Below are 14422 nucleotides of genomic sequence, written 5' to 3'. Positions count from 1 at the left end.
GCCTTGAAACCTTTGATCCGACAACAACGTAGATGCGTAACAGACTTCAATCAGAAGGAAAAAGGGGGATGACAGCAGTGACGAAGGCGAGCGGATGCACCATCCTTTGGTTCCGAAAGGACCTCCGGCTCGACGACAACCTCGCGCTGCATGCCGCCCGCGAAAAAGGCCGGCCGATCATTCCCCTTTATATACGCGAACCCGATAAAGAAGGCACGGGACCGCTCGGCGCCGCACAGCGCTGGTGGCTCCACCACTCGCTGACCGCGCTTCAGGCGTCTCTCCGCAACCTTGGCAGCGACCTGATATTTGCAAGCGGCGAGGCGCTTTCCGTGCTCTCCAGGCTTATCGAAACCTCGGGCGCGACCGGCGTAGTCTGGAACCGCCGCTACGACCCTGCCGGTATCGCCGTCGATACCGAGATCAAGCGGCAACTTAACGAGCGCGGCATCGAGGCCACCAGCTTCGCCGGCCAGCTGCTGCATGAGCCTTCGAAGCTGATGACCGGCGGAGGCACACCCTACCGCGTTTATACGCCGTTCTGGCGGGCGCTCGAGGGCCGTGGCGAGCCGCCGGAGCCGCTGGATGCACCGAAGAAAATCACAGCCCCTGAAGCGTGGCCGGACAGCGAGCCATTGTCGGACTGGAAGCTGCTGCCGACAAAGCCGAACTGGGCGCTCTCGTTCTCCGACGTCTGGGTGCCAGGCGAGGCGTCGGCGCGCGCGCGGCTCGACGACTTCGTCGACGAGGCGCTGACCGGTTACAAAGCGGATCGTGATTTCCCGGCCAAGCCCGCGACCTCGATGCTTTCTCCGCATCTGGCACTCGGCGAGATATCGCCGGCCCGCATCTGGTATGCGACGCGCAACCTGCCGAAGAGCACGCCGCAGGACGACGTCATCCATTTCCGCAAGGAACTGGCCTGGCGCGACTTTTCCTATCATCTCCTGTTCCACTTCCCGGCCCTTCCCTCCGCCAACTGGAACAAGCGTTTCGACGCCTTCGAATGGAGGACGGAAACGGATCTGTTCGAGGACTGGACGCAAGGGCGCACGGGTTATCCCATCGTCGACGCCGGCATGCGCCAGTTGTGGAAGCATGGCTGGATGCACAATCGCGTCCGTATGATCGTCGCCTCGTTCCTGATCAAGGACCTGCTGATCGACTGGCGTCAGGGCGAGGAGTGGTTCCGCGACACGCTCGTCGACGCCGATCCCGCCAGCAATGCTGCCAGCTGGCAGTGGGTCGCAGGGTCCGGGGCTGACGCCTCGCCGTTCTTTCGTATTTTCAACCCCATTCTGCAGGGCGAGAAATTCGATCCCGATGGGACGTATGTCCGCGAGTTCGTTCCGGAACTGGCCGAACTCGGCAACAAGTACATTCACCGGCCGTTCGAGGCACCGGCATCGGTGCTCGACAAGGCGGGCATCGCTCTCGGCAAGACCTACCCCAACCCGATCGTCGACCACGCAAAGGCCCGTGACCGGGCGCTGAAAGCCTATAGTGCAGTAAAGGACGCCGCATGAACGCCCTGTTTGCAGACCCCGGACACAACGGCGCCCACCGCATGAAAATCGCGGTAATCGGCTCCGGCGTTTCCGGCACCTCCGCCGCCTGGGCGCTTCACCCGGTGCACGATGTCACGCTCTACGAGAAGGCGGATCGGGCGGGCGGGCACACAGCAACGGTCGACATCGACTATGACGGCACGCCGATTTCCGTCGACACCGGGTTCATCGTCTACAACGAGCAGAACTATCCGAACCTGACGGCGTTATTTTCCGAACTGGGTGTCAAAACCCATGCCAGCAACATGAGCTTTGCGCTGTCGCTCGACCGCGGCAGGATGGAATGGAGTGGCGATAATCTGGGGACGCTGTTCGCCCAGAAACGCAACCTGCTGCGTCCCTCCTTTCTGTGGATGGTGCGCGAGATCATGCGCTTCAACAAGACCTGCCTTACGGACCGCGCTGCCGGCCATCTGGCCGAACGGTCGATCGGCGACTATCTCGACTGGCGCGGTTTTTCGCCGGGCTTCACCAACAACTACCTGATCCCCATGGCGGCCGCCATCTGGTCGACACCGGCAGCGCAGATGCTCGACTTCCCCGCCGAGCATTTCGTCAATTTCTTCGACAATCACCGCCTGATCTACCTCAAGCAGCACCAGTGGCGCACGGTCACCGGGGGAAGCCGCAACTATCTGGAAAAGCTTCTGTCACCGCTCGGCGACCGACTGAAGCTGTCATGCGGCATCCGCGCCGTCCAGCGCCGCGACGATCACGTGTTGATCACCGACGAGCATGGTCGCGAGGCGATCTACGACAAGGTGATTTTTGCCGCCCACAGCAACCAGACCCTGGCGATGCTGAAGGACGCAACACCCGAAGAACGACGCTTGCTCGGCGCTATCCCCTACGGCCCTAACCGTGTCGTGCTCCACCGCGACCTCGCCCTGATGCCGAAGCGTCGGAAGGTCTGGGCATCCTGGAACTATCTCCGTTCCAGCGCAGGCGAAGGCGAAAATGGCTGCGCTGTCAGCTACTGGATGAACCGGCTGCAAGGCATCCGTGACGACCATCCGCTGTTCGTCACCCTCAACCCGGACCGCGAACTCGATCCGTCGAAGGTGTTTGCCGAGTATTCCTACGACCACCCGCAATTCAACGGCGGCAGCATGGACGCACAACTGCGGCTTGCCAGCATCCAAGGGCGGAACCACAGCCATTTCGCCGGCGCTTGGACTGGATACGGCTTCCATGAAGACGGCCTGACCTCCGGTCTCGCGGCAGCCGAGGCGCTCGGCGGCGTCATCCCGTGGCGCGCCCCGAGGCAGACTGCCGTCCGTGCCAAGCAAGAACTTGAAGTCCTGGTATGAGGAAGCCTTTGCACAAGGGCGGTGTCAACCTCGAGCGCAACGGTCCCGTGCCTCTTGCGCCCGCTGCGCTCTATACCGGCGAGGTGATGCACCAGCGCATGAAGCCGTTCGGACACCGCTTCCAGTACCGGGTGTTCTCGCTGTTCGTCGACCTCGACCGCCTTATCGAGGCGGACAGATTGTCAGCGCTGTTTTCCGTGAACAAGAGAAACCTGGTGGCTTTCCATGAGAAAGACCACTGCGGGGACAGTGCCACGCTACGCGCCTATGCCGACGGACTGCTGGCTGACGCTGGTCTTGCAGAACGGGCCGCCCGCATCGTGCTCGTCTGCTACCCGCGCATCCTTGGCTACGTCTTCAATCCAATTTCCGTCTATTACGCCTACGACGCCGACGAGCGCCTGATGGCTGCCATCTACGAGGTCCGCAACACGTTCGGCGAGCGGCACACCTATGTGTGCCCGGTCAGCGACGGCGAGATGACCGAGAGTGGACTGCGCCAGAGCTGCGACAAGATTTTTCACGTTTCGCCCTTCATCCCGATGGAGATGCGCTATCATTTCCGCATGCTCCCGCCGGGCGATGAAATTCGCTGGCGTATCCTCGAAACCGATGCCGAGGGTCCGTTGCTGGCGGCCACATTCACCGGACGTCGGCAGACAATGGCAACAGCGACGCTTCTCGCGCTGACCGTCCGCATCCCGTTCCTGACCATGAAGATCGTCGCCGGCATTCACTGGGAGGCACTGAAGCTATGGCTCAAGGGGGCTAAATACATCCCCAAGCCAAAGGCTCCGCCTCCCGTCAGCATCAAGCCGCAGCGCATAACCCTGGAGGCCGCAGAATGACTTGGGATTCCCCGACAATAGATGCCAAGGACTGGCAAGTCCCGGTCGCACATCATATAGGTGCAGGAGCCAAGCCAATTGCTACCGGAGCATCGATGACTGACAGGCAGGACTGGACGAAATTCGCCGAGGGCGCCGAGATTCTGACGCACGACAACATCGCGCGCGTCTCCAAGGGATTGCCGTTTAAGGCGCGACTTGCCCTTCGCGGGCTACTGCAGATGCAGACCGGTTCGCTCGCCATCCAGATGCCGGACGGCCGCAAGGTGGTCGTTGTCGGCAAGATGGAGGGTCCCAAGGCTGCCGTGACGCTGCGCAACTGGAAGCTTGCCTACCGGGCGCTGCTTACGGGCACGATTGGCGTCGCGGAGACTTATATGGACGGCGATTGGGACAGCCCCGACATCGTGTCCTTCCTGCAGCTTTTCCTGATCAACGGCGAAGCAGCCGACCAGTATGCCAACGGCACCGGCGGCATCATGCAGGTCGTCGAAAAGATCCGCCACTGGATGCGCGGCAACAGCAAGGCCGGATCCAAGCGCAATATTTCGGCGCATTACGATCTCGGCAACGACTTCTACAAAGCGTGGCTCGATCCGAGCATGACCTATTCCTCCGCGCTCTATTCGACCGGCGCCAACGACCTGCAGTCGGCCCAGAATGCGAAATACCGGGCCTTGGCAGAGGCCACCGGCATCAAGCCGGGCGACCATGTGCTGGAGATCGGCTGCGGCTGGGGCGGGTTTGCCGAATTCGCCGCGCGGGAAATGGGGTGCCGCGTTACTGGCCTGACCATCAGCCGCGAACAGCTGGTCTTCGCCGAAGAGCGTATCCGCAAGGCTGGCCTCAGCGACCGCGTCGATTTCCGCTTCCAGGACTATCGCGACGAAACCGGTGTCTACGACAAGATTATCTCGATCGAAATGTTCGAGGCGGTCGGCGAGAAATACTGGTCGACCTATTTCACCAAGCTGAAGGACTGCCTGAAGCCAGGTGGCCAGGCTGGCCTGCAGATCATCACGATCAAGCCGGAGGCCTTTGCGAAGTACAAGGCCAATCCGGACTTCATCCAGAAATACGTCTTTCCCGGCGGCATGCTCCCGACGCCGGAACATCTCCTGGCGCTGAGCCGGAAGGTAGACCTGTCGATGGTCAAGGATTTCGGTTTCGGGCTCGACTACGCCCGGACGCTGGCTGAATGGCGCGACCGCTTCTGGGCCGCCTGGGAGCGGGTGAAGCCGCTTGGGTTCGATGACCGTTTCAAGCGGCTCTGGGACTTCTACCTGTTCTACTGCGAGGCGGGCTTCCTCTCGCGCAATATCGACGTGCGCCAGGTGGTTTTTGCCAGGGCGTGACGCGGACGGACTTCGTTCACCTCAGTCGAGCGGTGAGCGACCGATCGGCTGGTGGCGGCTTCTGGCATACGCGCTGCCGGCAGCGCCACTCGCAGCGCTCGGCCTGCCGCTCTATGCGGTGGTGCCAACCTACTACACCGAAACCATAGGCCTCCCCCTTGCCGGCGTCGGCTTCGTGCTGCTGCTGGTGAGGATATTCGATGCCGTATCCGATCCGCTGGTCGGCGTGGTCGCGGATCGCTTCCGACCTCGCTTCGGCCGACGTCGCCTGCTTTTTTCGCTTTCGGTACCCATCGCCTCGCTTGCCGCGCTGATGCTCTATTCGCCGCCACCGGGTGTGACGCTTCTGTGGCTTAGCGTCTGGGGCGTAGTGCTGTCTCTCGGCTATACGATGGCGATGGTGCCCTATTCGGCATGGGGCGCGGAGCTGATCGACGACTACAGTGGGCGCACATCGCTCACCAGCCTTCGCGAGGGCATCTCCCTGATCGGGGTGCTGATTGCCATCGTCGTGCCATTCGCCATCGGCATGGAGCGCGGCGCTGCGATTTCCGGACTGGCCGTGCTCGGCATCATCGTCGCGATCAGCTTGCCGGTCTCGGGCCTGATGGCCGTGATTTTCGTGCCGGAACCGCGCGAGCATAGCGTTGCCAGGGTGGCGCTTCGGCAGAGCCTCGGATTTCTGGCGGCAAACAAGCCGTTCGTCCGCCTGCTGATCGCCTATTTCATCAACGGCTTTGCCAACGGGATCCCCGCGACACTCTTTCTCTATTTTGTATCGGACCGGCTTGGGCTGCCGCAATCGCGCGGGCCGCTGCTGTTTATCTATTTCCTGTTCGGCATCGCCGGTGTTCCGCTGGCGACGCTGGCTGCCAGACGCTTCGGCAAGCATCGCGCCTGGTGCATTGCGATGATCGTTGCCTGTGCCGCCTTCGTCGCAGCGCCGCTGCTGCCTTCCGGTTCGCTCTATGGTTTTGGAGCCATCTGCGTCGTCACCGGCCTCATGCTGGGCTTCGACCTGTCGCTGCCGCCGGCGATCCAGGCCGATGTCATCGATGTCGACACTGCCCAATCCGGCTCGCAGCGCGGCGGCCTCTATTTTGCCGCCTGGGGTCTGGCCACCAAGCTGTCGCTGGCGGCGGGTGTGGGGCTGATCTTTCCACTGCTGTCCGCCTTCGGCTTCGATGCAGCGGCCGGTGCCGGCAACCGGCCGCAGGCTCTCTGGACGCTGGCCATCGCCTATGCGTGGATACCCATCGTGCTGAAACTCGTCGCGGTGGCGCTGATGTGGAATTTTCCGCTCGACGAGGCAGCGCACAAGATATTGCGCTCCCGTATCGATGGCAGCAGGCCAGCCGCTACTCGGCTGGATGCGGAGAGGGATCGCGCGGAGACTCCACCGCCCGCTCGGGCCATCCGGTAAACCGGTTGATGGCCTTGAAATAGAGATTGTAGGGCAGGAATTTCAGCAGCTTCAGCCTTAGCGTAAAACTCTTCGGAAAGCTGATCTCGAAGGAGAGCGACTTCAGGCCTGCGGCGATCTCATCCGCAGCGACCTGGGCGGTCACCAGCGACGGCATAGGGAACTGGTTGTTCTTTGTGGCTTCGGTATCGACGAAGCCCGGATTGATGACCTGGATTCGGATGCCGAGTTTATCGAGATCGAATTTCAGGCTTTCAGCCATGTTGATGAGCGCCGCTTTGGTGGCTCCATAGGCAGCACTTGTCGGCAGCCCTCCGTAGCCGGTCACAGAGGAGACGATAGCAATCTGGCCCTGCCCCTTCGTCTTCATGTGACGGACTGCGGGGATCAAACAATTGACCACGCCGGACAAATTAACGGCGAAGCTTCGCTCGAAGTCCTCGTGTTTCAGATGCGCACCGTCCACGGGCAGATAGACGCCGGCATTGAAGATCGCCATGGCCAGGGTGCCGTGCTGGTACTCTATGGCGGCGACTGTGTGTTCCATGTCCTCGGCACTGGTAACGTCGCCATCGAGAACGATGATGCTGCCGGCAAGTCCTGCCGCCTCCAACTGGAGTTCGAGCAGCTTGTCATGGTTGCGGGCGGTCACGGCGACCCGGTACCCCTCACCCGCCAGCTTGAGCGCGAGCGCCCGTCCAATGCCCGAGCTGGCTCCGGAAATCCAGACGATCCCATGATCGGGTCGGGCGACATAGTCACGCATCTCGTTTGCTCCTCGGCGGGTCCGGTTCAACACCAGGCGATGTCAGAAAGTTCCTGTCCAGCAGTTTGTCGCTGCCGATAGCACGCTATTGTGGCTGCTTTCAGCCGAGCAGGTCGCCAACGAGACGCGTCAGCGGCCCCTTGAATTTTATCGGCGCCTCGAGCACCGAAAAGGCAATGCAGGGCCGGTCGTTTTCGGCGACCGGCCGGTGTACGATGCTGTCGTCGGCGATCGATATCTCGCCCGGCCCGTAGCGGCCGCGCGCATCCGAGAATGCACCCTCCAGCACCAGCGTCAACTCGGCGCCCTCATGGGTGTGGGTCGGCAGCTTCCTGCCGGCTCGGATCCACATCAGGTTCACCTTGCAGCCATCGATTTCGCCAAGGCCGTATTTCTTGAAGCCCGGCAACTTGCTGCGCCACGGGATATCCGCAAGATCGTAACCGATGAAATCGCGCAGCGTCTGTGGCAACCCGCCGTCACCTGATCTTTCGACCGGTCGTGGCGCCGGTTCCGACGAGGCCGGCGACGCGAAAATTGCAGCAAGCCGGGCGTTCCTGTCACCGGGATCTGCGGCAGGCATTTGTTCCAGAGCCTCGCCTGCAAGTGCTTCCAGATCATGGACGATTAAACGATTGATGGGCTGCATCTCGAGATGGGCAGCAACAAGAATGCGGGCAGGTTCCGGAAGCGAGCCGGCAACATAATGCGCCATAAGCGCGTCGAAAGTATCGATCTGATTGCCCACCATATTCGTTCCGACCAAGACCGTTCACCCGCTCGAACTTTTCTGCTGACGCTTACGCCAAAAGTCAATCGACAGATCACCAAGGCAGACTTATTGCTTGGAGCCAATGAATTTTATCGCACCGGCCGCCCTATGAGAACGGTATTTCTTGCCAATGCCGCCTTGTGGAGAGAAAAGACCGTTCTTACAATAGGATCAAACAGAAGGCAGATCCCATGAGCGTTTACCCCTCCGTCCTCGAAGCGATCGGCCACACACCTCTTATCAAGCTGAAGGGCGCCTCAGAGGCGACCGGCTCGACGATCTATGGCAAGGCGGAATTCCTGAACCCTGGCCAGTCCGTCAAGGATCGTGCGGCGCTCTACATCATCCGCGATGCCGAGAAAAAGGGACTACTGCGGCCTGGAGGCGTCATCGTCGAGGGCACGGCCGGCAACACCGGCATCGGCCTCACGCTCGTCGCCAAGGCGCTGGGCTATCGCACCGTCATCGTCATCCCGGAAACGCAGAGCCAGGAGAAGAAGGACGCGCTGAGGCTGCTCGGTGCGGAACTGGTCGAGGTGCCAGCCGCCCCTTACAAAAACCCCAATAATTACGTCAAAGTTTCCGGCCGGCTCGCAGAACAACTGGCAAAGACCGAGCCGAACGGCGCCATCTGGGCGAACCAGTTCGACAACCTCGCCAACCGCCAGGCGCACATCGAGACGACGGCGCGCGAAATCTGGGATGATACGCATGGCAAGGTCGACGGCTTCATCTGCGCGGTCGGTTCCGGCGGCACGCTGGCCGGAACGGCGATGGGGCTGCATGGCTTCAACAAGGGCATCAAGATCGGGCTTGCCGATCCCGAAGGTGCATCGCTCTATGAGTTCTATGCCCATGGTACGCTGAAATCCGAGGGATCGTCGATCACCGAAGGTATCGGCCAGGGGCGCATCACAGCCAATCTCGAGGGCTTCAAGCCTGATTTTGCCTACCGGATCTCTGATGCCGACGCATTGCCGATTGTCTTCGACCTTGCAGCACATGAGGGGCTATGCCTCGGCGGCTCCTCAGCGATCAACATAGCCGGCGCGATGCGGATGGCGAAGGATCTCGGCCCCGGGCACACCATCGTCACCATCCTCTGCGACTATGGCAACCGCTACCAGTCCAAGCTCTTCAACCCGGACTTCCTGAAATCAAAGGGCCTGCCTGTGCCGGATTGGCTGACGGCGTCCCCGCAGATTTCCGTTCCCTATGAACGGGTCGCGTGATTGCCGATGACAGTCGAGGCGCTCTTCCGTGACGATTTCTATCTGTCGACCGTCGAGGCGACGGTGACTGCAGTGCACGAGGACGGCAGCATCGAGGTCGACCGGACCTGCTTTTATGCAACATCGGGCGGTCAGCCCGGCGATACCGGATTTCTGGAACGCAGCGACGGCTCAAGGATCATGCTTGGCCAGGCCCGCCATGGCGCGACCAAGGACATTATCCTGCACACACCGCTCAAAGGCGAGGCCGTGCCTTCCGTCGGCGAGACAGTGGTTCTGCACATCGACTGGCCGCGCCGCTACCGGCTGATGCGGATGCACACCGCCTGCCATCTCCTGTCCGTCGTCTGCCCCTACCCGATCACAGGCGCTGCCGTCGGCGAAGACGAGAGCCGCGTCGACTTCGACATGAGCGAGGCCATCGACAAGGACGATGTGACGGCGAAGCTCATGACGCTCGTCAACGAAAATCACCCAATCACCCTGCAATGGATTACCGACGAAGAGCTTGCAGCCAATCCGGGCATCGTCAAGTCCAAGAACGTTCGGCCTCCGATAGGACTTGGCCGGGTCAGTCTCGTCTGCATCGGCGAAAGTTCGTCCGTTGACAGCCAGCCCTGCGGCGGCACACATGTGTCGGAGACGCAGGAGGTCGGCGCGATCTTCATCGCCAAGATCGAAAAAAAGGGCAAGGAAAACCGGCGCTTTCGCATCCGCTTCGGAACGCCCGGGCAAGAAGCCTGAACAGCATGGAGATCAGCATGAGTGTCGACCAAAGCCGTTTTGTCGTATCGGCCGACTGGCTGCAACAGCAGCTTGGCGCTCCGGACCTGAAGGTGGTCGACGCCGCGTTCTATCTTCCGGCGCAGAAGCGGGACGCGGAGGCCGAATACGCCGCCGGCCATATTCCGGGCGCCGTTCGTTTCGACCATGACAAGATCGCCGATCACTCCACAGACCTGCCGCACATGGTGCCCTCCCCGGACTATTTCGCCGAACAGGTCGGCAAGCTCGGGATATCGGCAACCGACCGGATCGTCGTCTATGACGGTCCCGGTATCTTTTCGGCACCGCGCGTCTGGTGGTTGTTCCGCATCATGGGCGCTAGCAACGTCGTAGTTCTGGATGGCGGCCTCGATGGCTGGAAGGCCGAGGGCCGTCCCCTGGAAACGACGGCGCCGGATCCGCAGCCCGCAACCTTCATCCATGTATTCGACGACAAGCGCGTGGTCGGCTTCGAGGACATGCGCGATATCGTCTCCAGCGGCGCCATGCAGATTGCCGATGCGCGCAGCGCCGGCCGGTTCGCAGCCGAGGAACCCGAACCCCGCGCCGGCATGCGCTCCGGCCACATGCCGGGTGCCCGGAGCCTGCCTTCCGGCTCCTTTTCGACCGGCGGCAAGCTGAAGACGCTGTCCGAACTGAAGCAGACCATCGAAGCTGCCGGCATCGATCTTTCCAAGCCGGTCGTCACCAGTTGCGGTTCGGGTATCACTGCGGCAATCATCACGCTGGCGCTGGAATCACTCGATCACAGCGACAACCGGCTCTATGACGGCTCCTGGACGGAATGGGGAAGCCGGCAGGACACACCCATCGCCACCGGCAAGGCTTGAACATGACTGAAACATCCCTCGCACAGATACCGGTCCAGATCACCCGACTGGAAATGACTGCGCCGCCGAAGACCAGCCTGGCGATCCCGATCAATATCCAGGCTGCCGTCATGCGGGCGCCGAAGATCCCGCTGCCGTTCTACCGCTATCTCTACCGGCAGGTCGGTGCCCGATGGCAGTGGGTGGACCGGATGAGAATGAGCGACGAGGAACTGACAACCGTGCTCCACGACGAGCGCAACGACGTCAGCGTCCTCTACGTCAACGGCGCGCCGGCCGGCTTCTTCGAACATTTTCGCGTCGACGAGGACACGATCGAGCTTAGTCACTTCGGGCTGATAGAGCACGCGCTGGGGCTCGGCATCGGCAAGTGGTTTCTGCTGCAGGCTCTCTATGCCCTGTGGCTTTCGAACCCGCAGAAGATCGTGGTAACCACCAACAATCTCGACCATCCGCGCGCACTGCAGCTTTACCAGATGTTCGGTTTCTCACCGGTATCGACGGCGCAGGGCACCGTCACGCCGCTGACGGACGACGAGTTGCTCGAGATCATCAAGCGCGGCTGAGGCTAGCGTGACAGGCCGCTTGGCCGGCGCGGATCTGTGCGCCGGTCTATTTCGAGCGATTGTCCGGCTGTGGCCCTGAGGTCGGCAACCTCTCGCCGCAATGCGCTAAGTTCTTCGAGTATCTTGTCATTCTGCCTGGCGAGATAGTCGAGATCGATGTTCGGCATGCTGAAACTCCCTTTTAGTCGAAAAATAGCGCTATGAAAACGAACGGCAAGAAACGGGTGGTTTCGCGCTGATGGGAGCCGTCATGACGACCTCAAAGGGAGATCTGTCATGTCCAACATTCGTTTCGCCGCCATGCCCCACACCGATGCCGAAGCTCTCTGGAACGGAGCCACCGATGCCTACGGGAGGCTGCCGGAAACCACGGTCTCCGATGGCCCAGGCAATCCCTGCCGGCATTGCCTTCGCAATATCAACGCCGGGGATGAATTGCTGGTCTTTGCCTATCGGCCCTTTCCGGCGCTGCAGCCGTACGCCGAAACCGGCCCGGTCTTTCTGCACAAGGTACCTTGCCAGCGCTATGCGGCAGAGGAGGTCCTGCCGCCCGTTCTGTCCGGCACCCGCGACTTCATCGTGCGGGGATACAACGACAGCAATCGCATCGTCTACGGCACCGGCGCCGTCACGGCCACCGGCGACATTCCCGCCTATGCCGAAACACTGCTGGAGCGGCCGGAAATAGCTTATGTCCACGTCCGATCGGCGCGCAACAACTGCTACCAGTGCCGCATAGACAAGCAAAAGGCGCCGGTCCACGGGGAGCCCGGCGCCTTCATCTGACAGTTAGCCCTGCGGTCAGGCGACGTTCAGGATGCTGTCCGGCGCAACGGCTTCATAGCCGAGTGCTTCGGCCACCGCTGCATTGACGATGCGGCCCTTGTGGACGTTGAGACCGTTGCGCAGATGGCGATCTTCGGCGATGGCGCGGAGGCCACGATCGGCAAGCGCTAGGCCATGGTGAAGCGTGGCGTTGTTCAGCGCATGGGCGGATGTCACGGGCACGGCGCCGGGCATGTTGGCGACGCAATAATGCACGACGCCTTCGACGACGTAGGTCGGATCGGAATGCGTCGTTGCATGGGAGGTCTCGAAGCAACCGCCCTGGTCGATGGCGACATCGACGATGACGGCACCCTTCTTCATGCCGGTCAGCATGTCCCGGGTCACGAGTTTTGGCGCAGCAGCACCAGGGATAAGCACGGCACCGATGACCAGGTCGGCGGAGAAGACTTCGTCCTCCAGCGCCTGGATGCTGGAATAGCGGGTATGGACGCGACCGGCAAAGAGGTCATCGAGCTGGCGCAGGCGCGGCAGGGAGCGATCGAGGATGGTGACGTCTGCACCTAGGCCGACGGCCATGCGGGCAGCGTGCAGCCCGACGACACCGCCGCCGATAACGGTGACCTTGCCCGGCAGCACGCCCGGGACGCCGCCGAGGAGGACGCCGAGACCGCCATTGGCCTTCTGCAATGCCGTCGCTCCAGCCTGGATCGACAGGCGTCCGGCGACTTCCGACATCGGTGCAAGCAATGGCAGGCCGCCACGGTCGTCGGTCACAGTCTCATAGGCAATGGCGGTGACGCCGGAAGCCAGCAGGCCCTTTGTCTGCTCCGGATCCGGAGCAAGATGGAGATAGGTATAGAGGATCTGGCCTTCGCGCAGCTGCGCCCATTCCTGCGGCTGCGGCTCCTTGACCTTGACGATCATGTCGCAGCCCTCGAAAATTTCCTTGGCCGAGCCGACAATCTTGGCACCGGCCGCTGCATAGGCGTGGTCGTCGGCACCGATGCCGGCCCCCGCCTTGGTCTCGATCCAGACCTGGTGGCCGTGGGCGACGTAATCGCGCACGGCGGCAGGCGTCAGGCCTACGCGGTATTCGTGGTTCTTGATTTCCTTCGGGCAGCCGATGCGCATGTTCGTTCCTCTTAATAGCCGTCCGCTTTTGCGGATCGTGATGCTTGAGTGAACCATTTCGGCGACGCAATGTCCTTGCAAAGACGGTTTGCATAACTGCCGCTTTTCGACGATAATTGCGTTTTATGGTCAAATATCGAAGGAAATTCGAATGTCCGAGCTCGATGCCATCGATCGTGCCATTTTGAGAGCTCTGCAGCAGAATGCTCGGATCACCAATGCCGAGCTTGCCGTCAAGGCTGGTCTTTCGCCATCAGCCTGTTCGCGCCGCGTCGATATTCTCGAAAAGAACGGCACCATCGGCGGCTACCACACGCGCCTGTCGCACAAGGCGCTGGACTACCGGATGATCGCCGTTGTCCATATCTCGTTGTCCGGCCAGTTCGCCAAAACACTGACCGAGTTCGAAACGGCGGTGAAACTCTGTCCCAACGTGCTTGTTTGCTATCTGATGTCGGGCGAGTACGACTATATCCTGCGGGTCGCAGCACGCGATCTGGAGGACTACGAGCGCATCCACCGCGACTGGATTTCCGCCTTGCCGCACGTGGTCAAGATCAATTCGAGCTTCGCACTGCGAGAGGTAATCGACAGGCCGAATGTCGGTCTTTAACCGGATTACCACGCTTCGAAACTTAAGCTTGGCATAGACTCATTATCAACGTCTGTCGGCTAATCCTTAACTGGAGGCAGGATGACAATGCAGAACGAACCCAATATGCTCGGTATGAAGGTGCGCAGCCAGGTTCGGCGCCATGCGCGCCTGGTCGGCAGCGTCAGATATCTCAATCGTGAAACCGAAGGACGCATCGTCGATCTTTCGCCCACGGGCCTGGCTCTCGATCTGAGCGGCGCCTTCCTCGGAGCGGCCGGCAGCAAGGTCCGCATCGACTGCGAAGAAATCGGCACCATCGAGGGGACGGTCCGCTGGATGCGCAATGGCCGCATTGGCGTCGAATTCAACCGCAGTTCCAATGCGGCGGCGCAGGTCAGCTCCTATTTCCGATTTTTCCACAAGGATATCACCCCGGTTCTGAAACGCTGAC

At 61.3% G+C, this 14422-nt stretch carries 16 protein-coding genes; 12 read left to right on the top strand and 4 right to left on the bottom strand.

Annotated features, from left to right (window positions below; translation table 11 throughout):
* Positions 1–68: 68 nt before the first annotated feature.
* The 5 genes from J5289_RS10030 (at position 69) to J5289_RS10010 (ending at position 6504) form a co-directional block, all read left to right on the top strand.
* Positions 69–1526, top strand: coding sequence for a deoxyribodipyrimidine photo-lyase (locus J5289_RS10030; protein ID WP_209206570.1), 1458 nt, complete (start codon positions 69–71; stop codon positions 1524–1526).
* Positions 1523–2878: an NAD(P)/FAD-dependent oxidoreductase gene (locus J5289_RS10025; protein ID WP_209183636.1), complete on the top strand. Its 1356-nt coding sequence runs from the start codon at positions 1523–1525 to the stop codon at positions 2876–2878. The genes J5289_RS10030 and J5289_RS10025 overlap by 4 nt, the downstream gene beginning before the upstream one ends.
* Positions 2875–3726, top strand: a complete 852-nt coding sequence (locus tag J5289_RS10020; protein ID WP_209206571.1) for a DUF1365 domain-containing protein — start codon at positions 2875–2877, stop codon at positions 3724–3726. Before J5289_RS10025 ends, J5289_RS10020 begins: the two co-directional genes overlap by 4 nt.
* Positions 3727–3821: 95 nt before the next feature.
* Positions 3822–5081: a cyclopropane-fatty-acyl-phospholipid synthase family protein gene (locus J5289_RS10015; protein WP_209183634.1), complete on the top strand. Its 1260-nt coding sequence runs from the start codon at positions 3822–3824 to the stop codon at positions 5079–5081.
* Positions 5068–6504: an MFS transporter gene (locus J5289_RS10010; protein ID WP_247749088.1), complete on the top strand. Its 1437-nt coding sequence runs from the start codon at positions 5068–5070 to the stop codon at positions 6502–6504. Before J5289_RS10015 ends, J5289_RS10010 begins: the two co-directional genes overlap by 14 nt.
* Here J5289_RS10010 and J5289_RS10005 read toward each other — a convergent pair.
* A complete protein-coding gene (locus tag J5289_RS10005) occupies positions 6440–7270 on the bottom strand; it encodes an SDR family NAD(P)-dependent oxidoreductase (RefSeq protein ID WP_209183633.1) in 831 nt (276 codons plus the stop codon). The genes J5289_RS10010 and J5289_RS10005 overlap by 65 nt on opposite strands.
* 100 nt (positions 7271–7370) lie before the next feature.
* On the bottom strand, positions 7371–8021 hold the full coding sequence (locus J5289_RS10000; protein WP_209183632.1) for a ChrR family anti-sigma-E factor: 651 nt from the start codon (positions 8019–8021) through the stop codon (positions 7371–7373).
* Between the two features lie 212 nt (positions 8022–8233).
* Between J5289_RS10000 and J5289_RS09995 the strand changes: the two genes are divergently transcribed.
* The 4 genes from J5289_RS09995 to J5289_RS09980 are packed head-to-tail and all read left to right on the top strand — an operon-like array spanning position 8234 to position 11456.
* Positions 8234–9274 (top strand): cysteine synthase A, encoded by a 1041-nt coding sequence (locus tag J5289_RS09995; protein ID WP_209183631.1) that lies wholly within the window; start codon positions 8234–8236, stop codon positions 9272–9274.
* Positions 9275–9280: 6 nt separating this feature from the next.
* Positions 9281–10018 (top strand): alanyl-tRNA editing protein, encoded by a 738-nt coding sequence (locus J5289_RS09990; protein ID WP_209184106.1) that lies wholly within the window; start codon positions 9281–9283, stop codon positions 10016–10018.
* Between the two features lie 17 nt (positions 10019–10035).
* Positions 10036–10890, top strand: coding sequence for a 3-mercaptopyruvate sulfurtransferase (gene sseA / locus J5289_RS09985; RefSeq protein ID WP_209183630.1), 855 nt, complete (start codon positions 10036–10038; stop codon positions 10888–10890).
* A gap of 2 nt (positions 10891–10892) precedes the next feature.
* A complete protein-coding gene (locus J5289_RS09980) occupies positions 10893–11456 on the top strand; it encodes a GNAT family N-acetyltransferase (RefSeq protein ID WP_209183629.1) in 564 nt (187 codons plus the stop codon).
* Positions 11457–11458: 2 nt separating this feature from the next.
* Here the strand turns inward: J5289_RS09980 and J5289_RS09975 are convergent, their stop codons facing one another.
* Entirely contained in the window at positions 11459–11623 is a 165-nt protein-coding gene (locus tag J5289_RS09975; RefSeq protein ID WP_209183628.1) for a hypothetical protein, read from the bottom strand.
* A gap of 109 nt (positions 11624–11732) precedes the next feature.
* Between J5289_RS09975 and J5289_RS09970 the strand changes: the two genes are divergently transcribed.
* On the top strand, positions 11733–12242 hold the full coding sequence (locus J5289_RS09970; RefSeq protein ID WP_209183627.1) for a DUF1203 domain-containing protein: 510 nt from the start codon (positions 11733–11735) through the stop codon (positions 12240–12242).
* A 15-nt stretch (positions 12243–12257) separates the two neighbouring features.
* Here the strand turns inward: J5289_RS09970 and ald are convergent, their stop codons facing one another.
* Positions 12258–13376, bottom strand: a complete 1119-nt coding sequence (gene ald, locus J5289_RS09965) for an alanine dehydrogenase (protein WP_209183626.1) — start codon at positions 13374–13376, stop codon at positions 12258–12260.
* Positions 13377–13527: 151 nt separating this feature from the next.
* On the opposite strand from ald, the gene J5289_RS09960 reads away from it, so the two are divergent.
* Both J5289_RS09960 and J5289_RS09955 read left to right on the top strand, forming a co-directional pair.
* Complete coding sequence (locus tag J5289_RS09960; RefSeq protein WP_209183625.1) at positions 13528–13989, top strand: Lrp/AsnC family transcriptional regulator; 462 nt, start codon at positions 13528–13530, stop codon at positions 13987–13989.
* A gap of 81 nt (positions 13990–14070) precedes the next feature.
* Entirely contained in the window at positions 14071–14421 is a 351-nt protein-coding gene (locus J5289_RS09955) for a PilZ domain-containing protein (protein WP_111220727.1), read from the top strand.
* Position 14422 lies beyond the last annotated feature (1 nt).

This window comes from Rhizobium sp. B230/85, from assembly GCF_019355735.1.
GTDB classification, from domain to species: domain Bacteria; phylum Pseudomonadota; class Alphaproteobacteria; order Rhizobiales; family Rhizobiaceae; genus Rhizobium; species Rhizobium rhododendri.
The sequence above is the reverse complement of the archived record's forward strand: the minus strand, read 5'-3'. Positions and strand labels throughout refer to the sequence as shown.

Coding starts and splice junctions, on each gene's coding strand:
- J5289_RS10030 (WP_209206570.1), top strand. CDS start 69: ATGACAGCAGTGACGAAGGCGAGCGGATGCACCATCCTTTGGTTCCGA.
- J5289_RS10025 (WP_209183636.1), top strand. CDS start 1,523: ATGAACGCCCTGTTTGCAGACCCCGGACACAACGGCGCCCACCGCATG.
- J5289_RS10020 (WP_209206571.1), top strand. CDS start 2,875: ATGAGGAAGCCTTTGCACAAGGGCGGTGTCAACCTCGAGCGCAACGGT.
- J5289_RS10015 (WP_209183634.1), top strand. CDS start 3,822: ATGACTGACAGGCAGGACTGGACGAAATTCGCCGAGGGCGCCGAGATT.
- J5289_RS10005 (WP_209183633.1), bottom strand. CDS start 7,270: ATGCGTGACTATGTCGCCCGACCCGATCATGGGATCGTCTGGATTTCC.
- J5289_RS10000 (WP_209183632.1), bottom strand. CDS start 8,021: ATGGTGGGCAATCAGATCGATACTTTCGACGCGCTTATGGCGCATTAT.
- J5289_RS09995 (WP_209183631.1), top strand. CDS start 8,234: ATGAGCGTTTACCCCTCCGTCCTCGAAGCGATCGGCCACACACCTCTT.
- J5289_RS09990 (WP_209184106.1), top strand. CDS start 9,281: ATGACAGTCGAGGCGCTCTTCCGTGACGATTTCTATCTGTCGACCGTC.
- sseA (WP_209183630.1), top strand. CDS start 10,036: ATGAGTGTCGACCAAAGCCGTTTTGTCGTATCGGCCGACTGGCTGCAA.
- J5289_RS09980 (WP_209183629.1), top strand. CDS start 10,893: ATGACTGAAACATCCCTCGCACAGATACCGGTCCAGATCACCCGACTG.
- J5289_RS09975 (WP_209183628.1), bottom strand. CDS start 11,623: ATGCCGAACATCGATCTCGACTATCTCGCCAGGCAGAATGACAAGATA.
- J5289_RS09970 (WP_209183627.1), top strand. CDS start 11,733: ATGTCCAACATTCGTTTCGCCGCCATGCCCCACACCGATGCCGAAGCT.
- ald (WP_209183626.1), bottom strand. CDS start 13,376: ATGCGCATCGGCTGCCCGAAGGAAATCAAGAACCACGAATACCGCGTA.
- J5289_RS09960 (WP_209183625.1), top strand. CDS start 13,528: ATGTCCGAGCTCGATGCCATCGATCGTGCCATTTTGAGAGCTCTGCAG.
- J5289_RS09955 (WP_111220727.1), top strand. CDS start 14,071: ATGACAATGCAGAACGAACCCAATATGCTCGGTATGAAGGTGCGCAGC.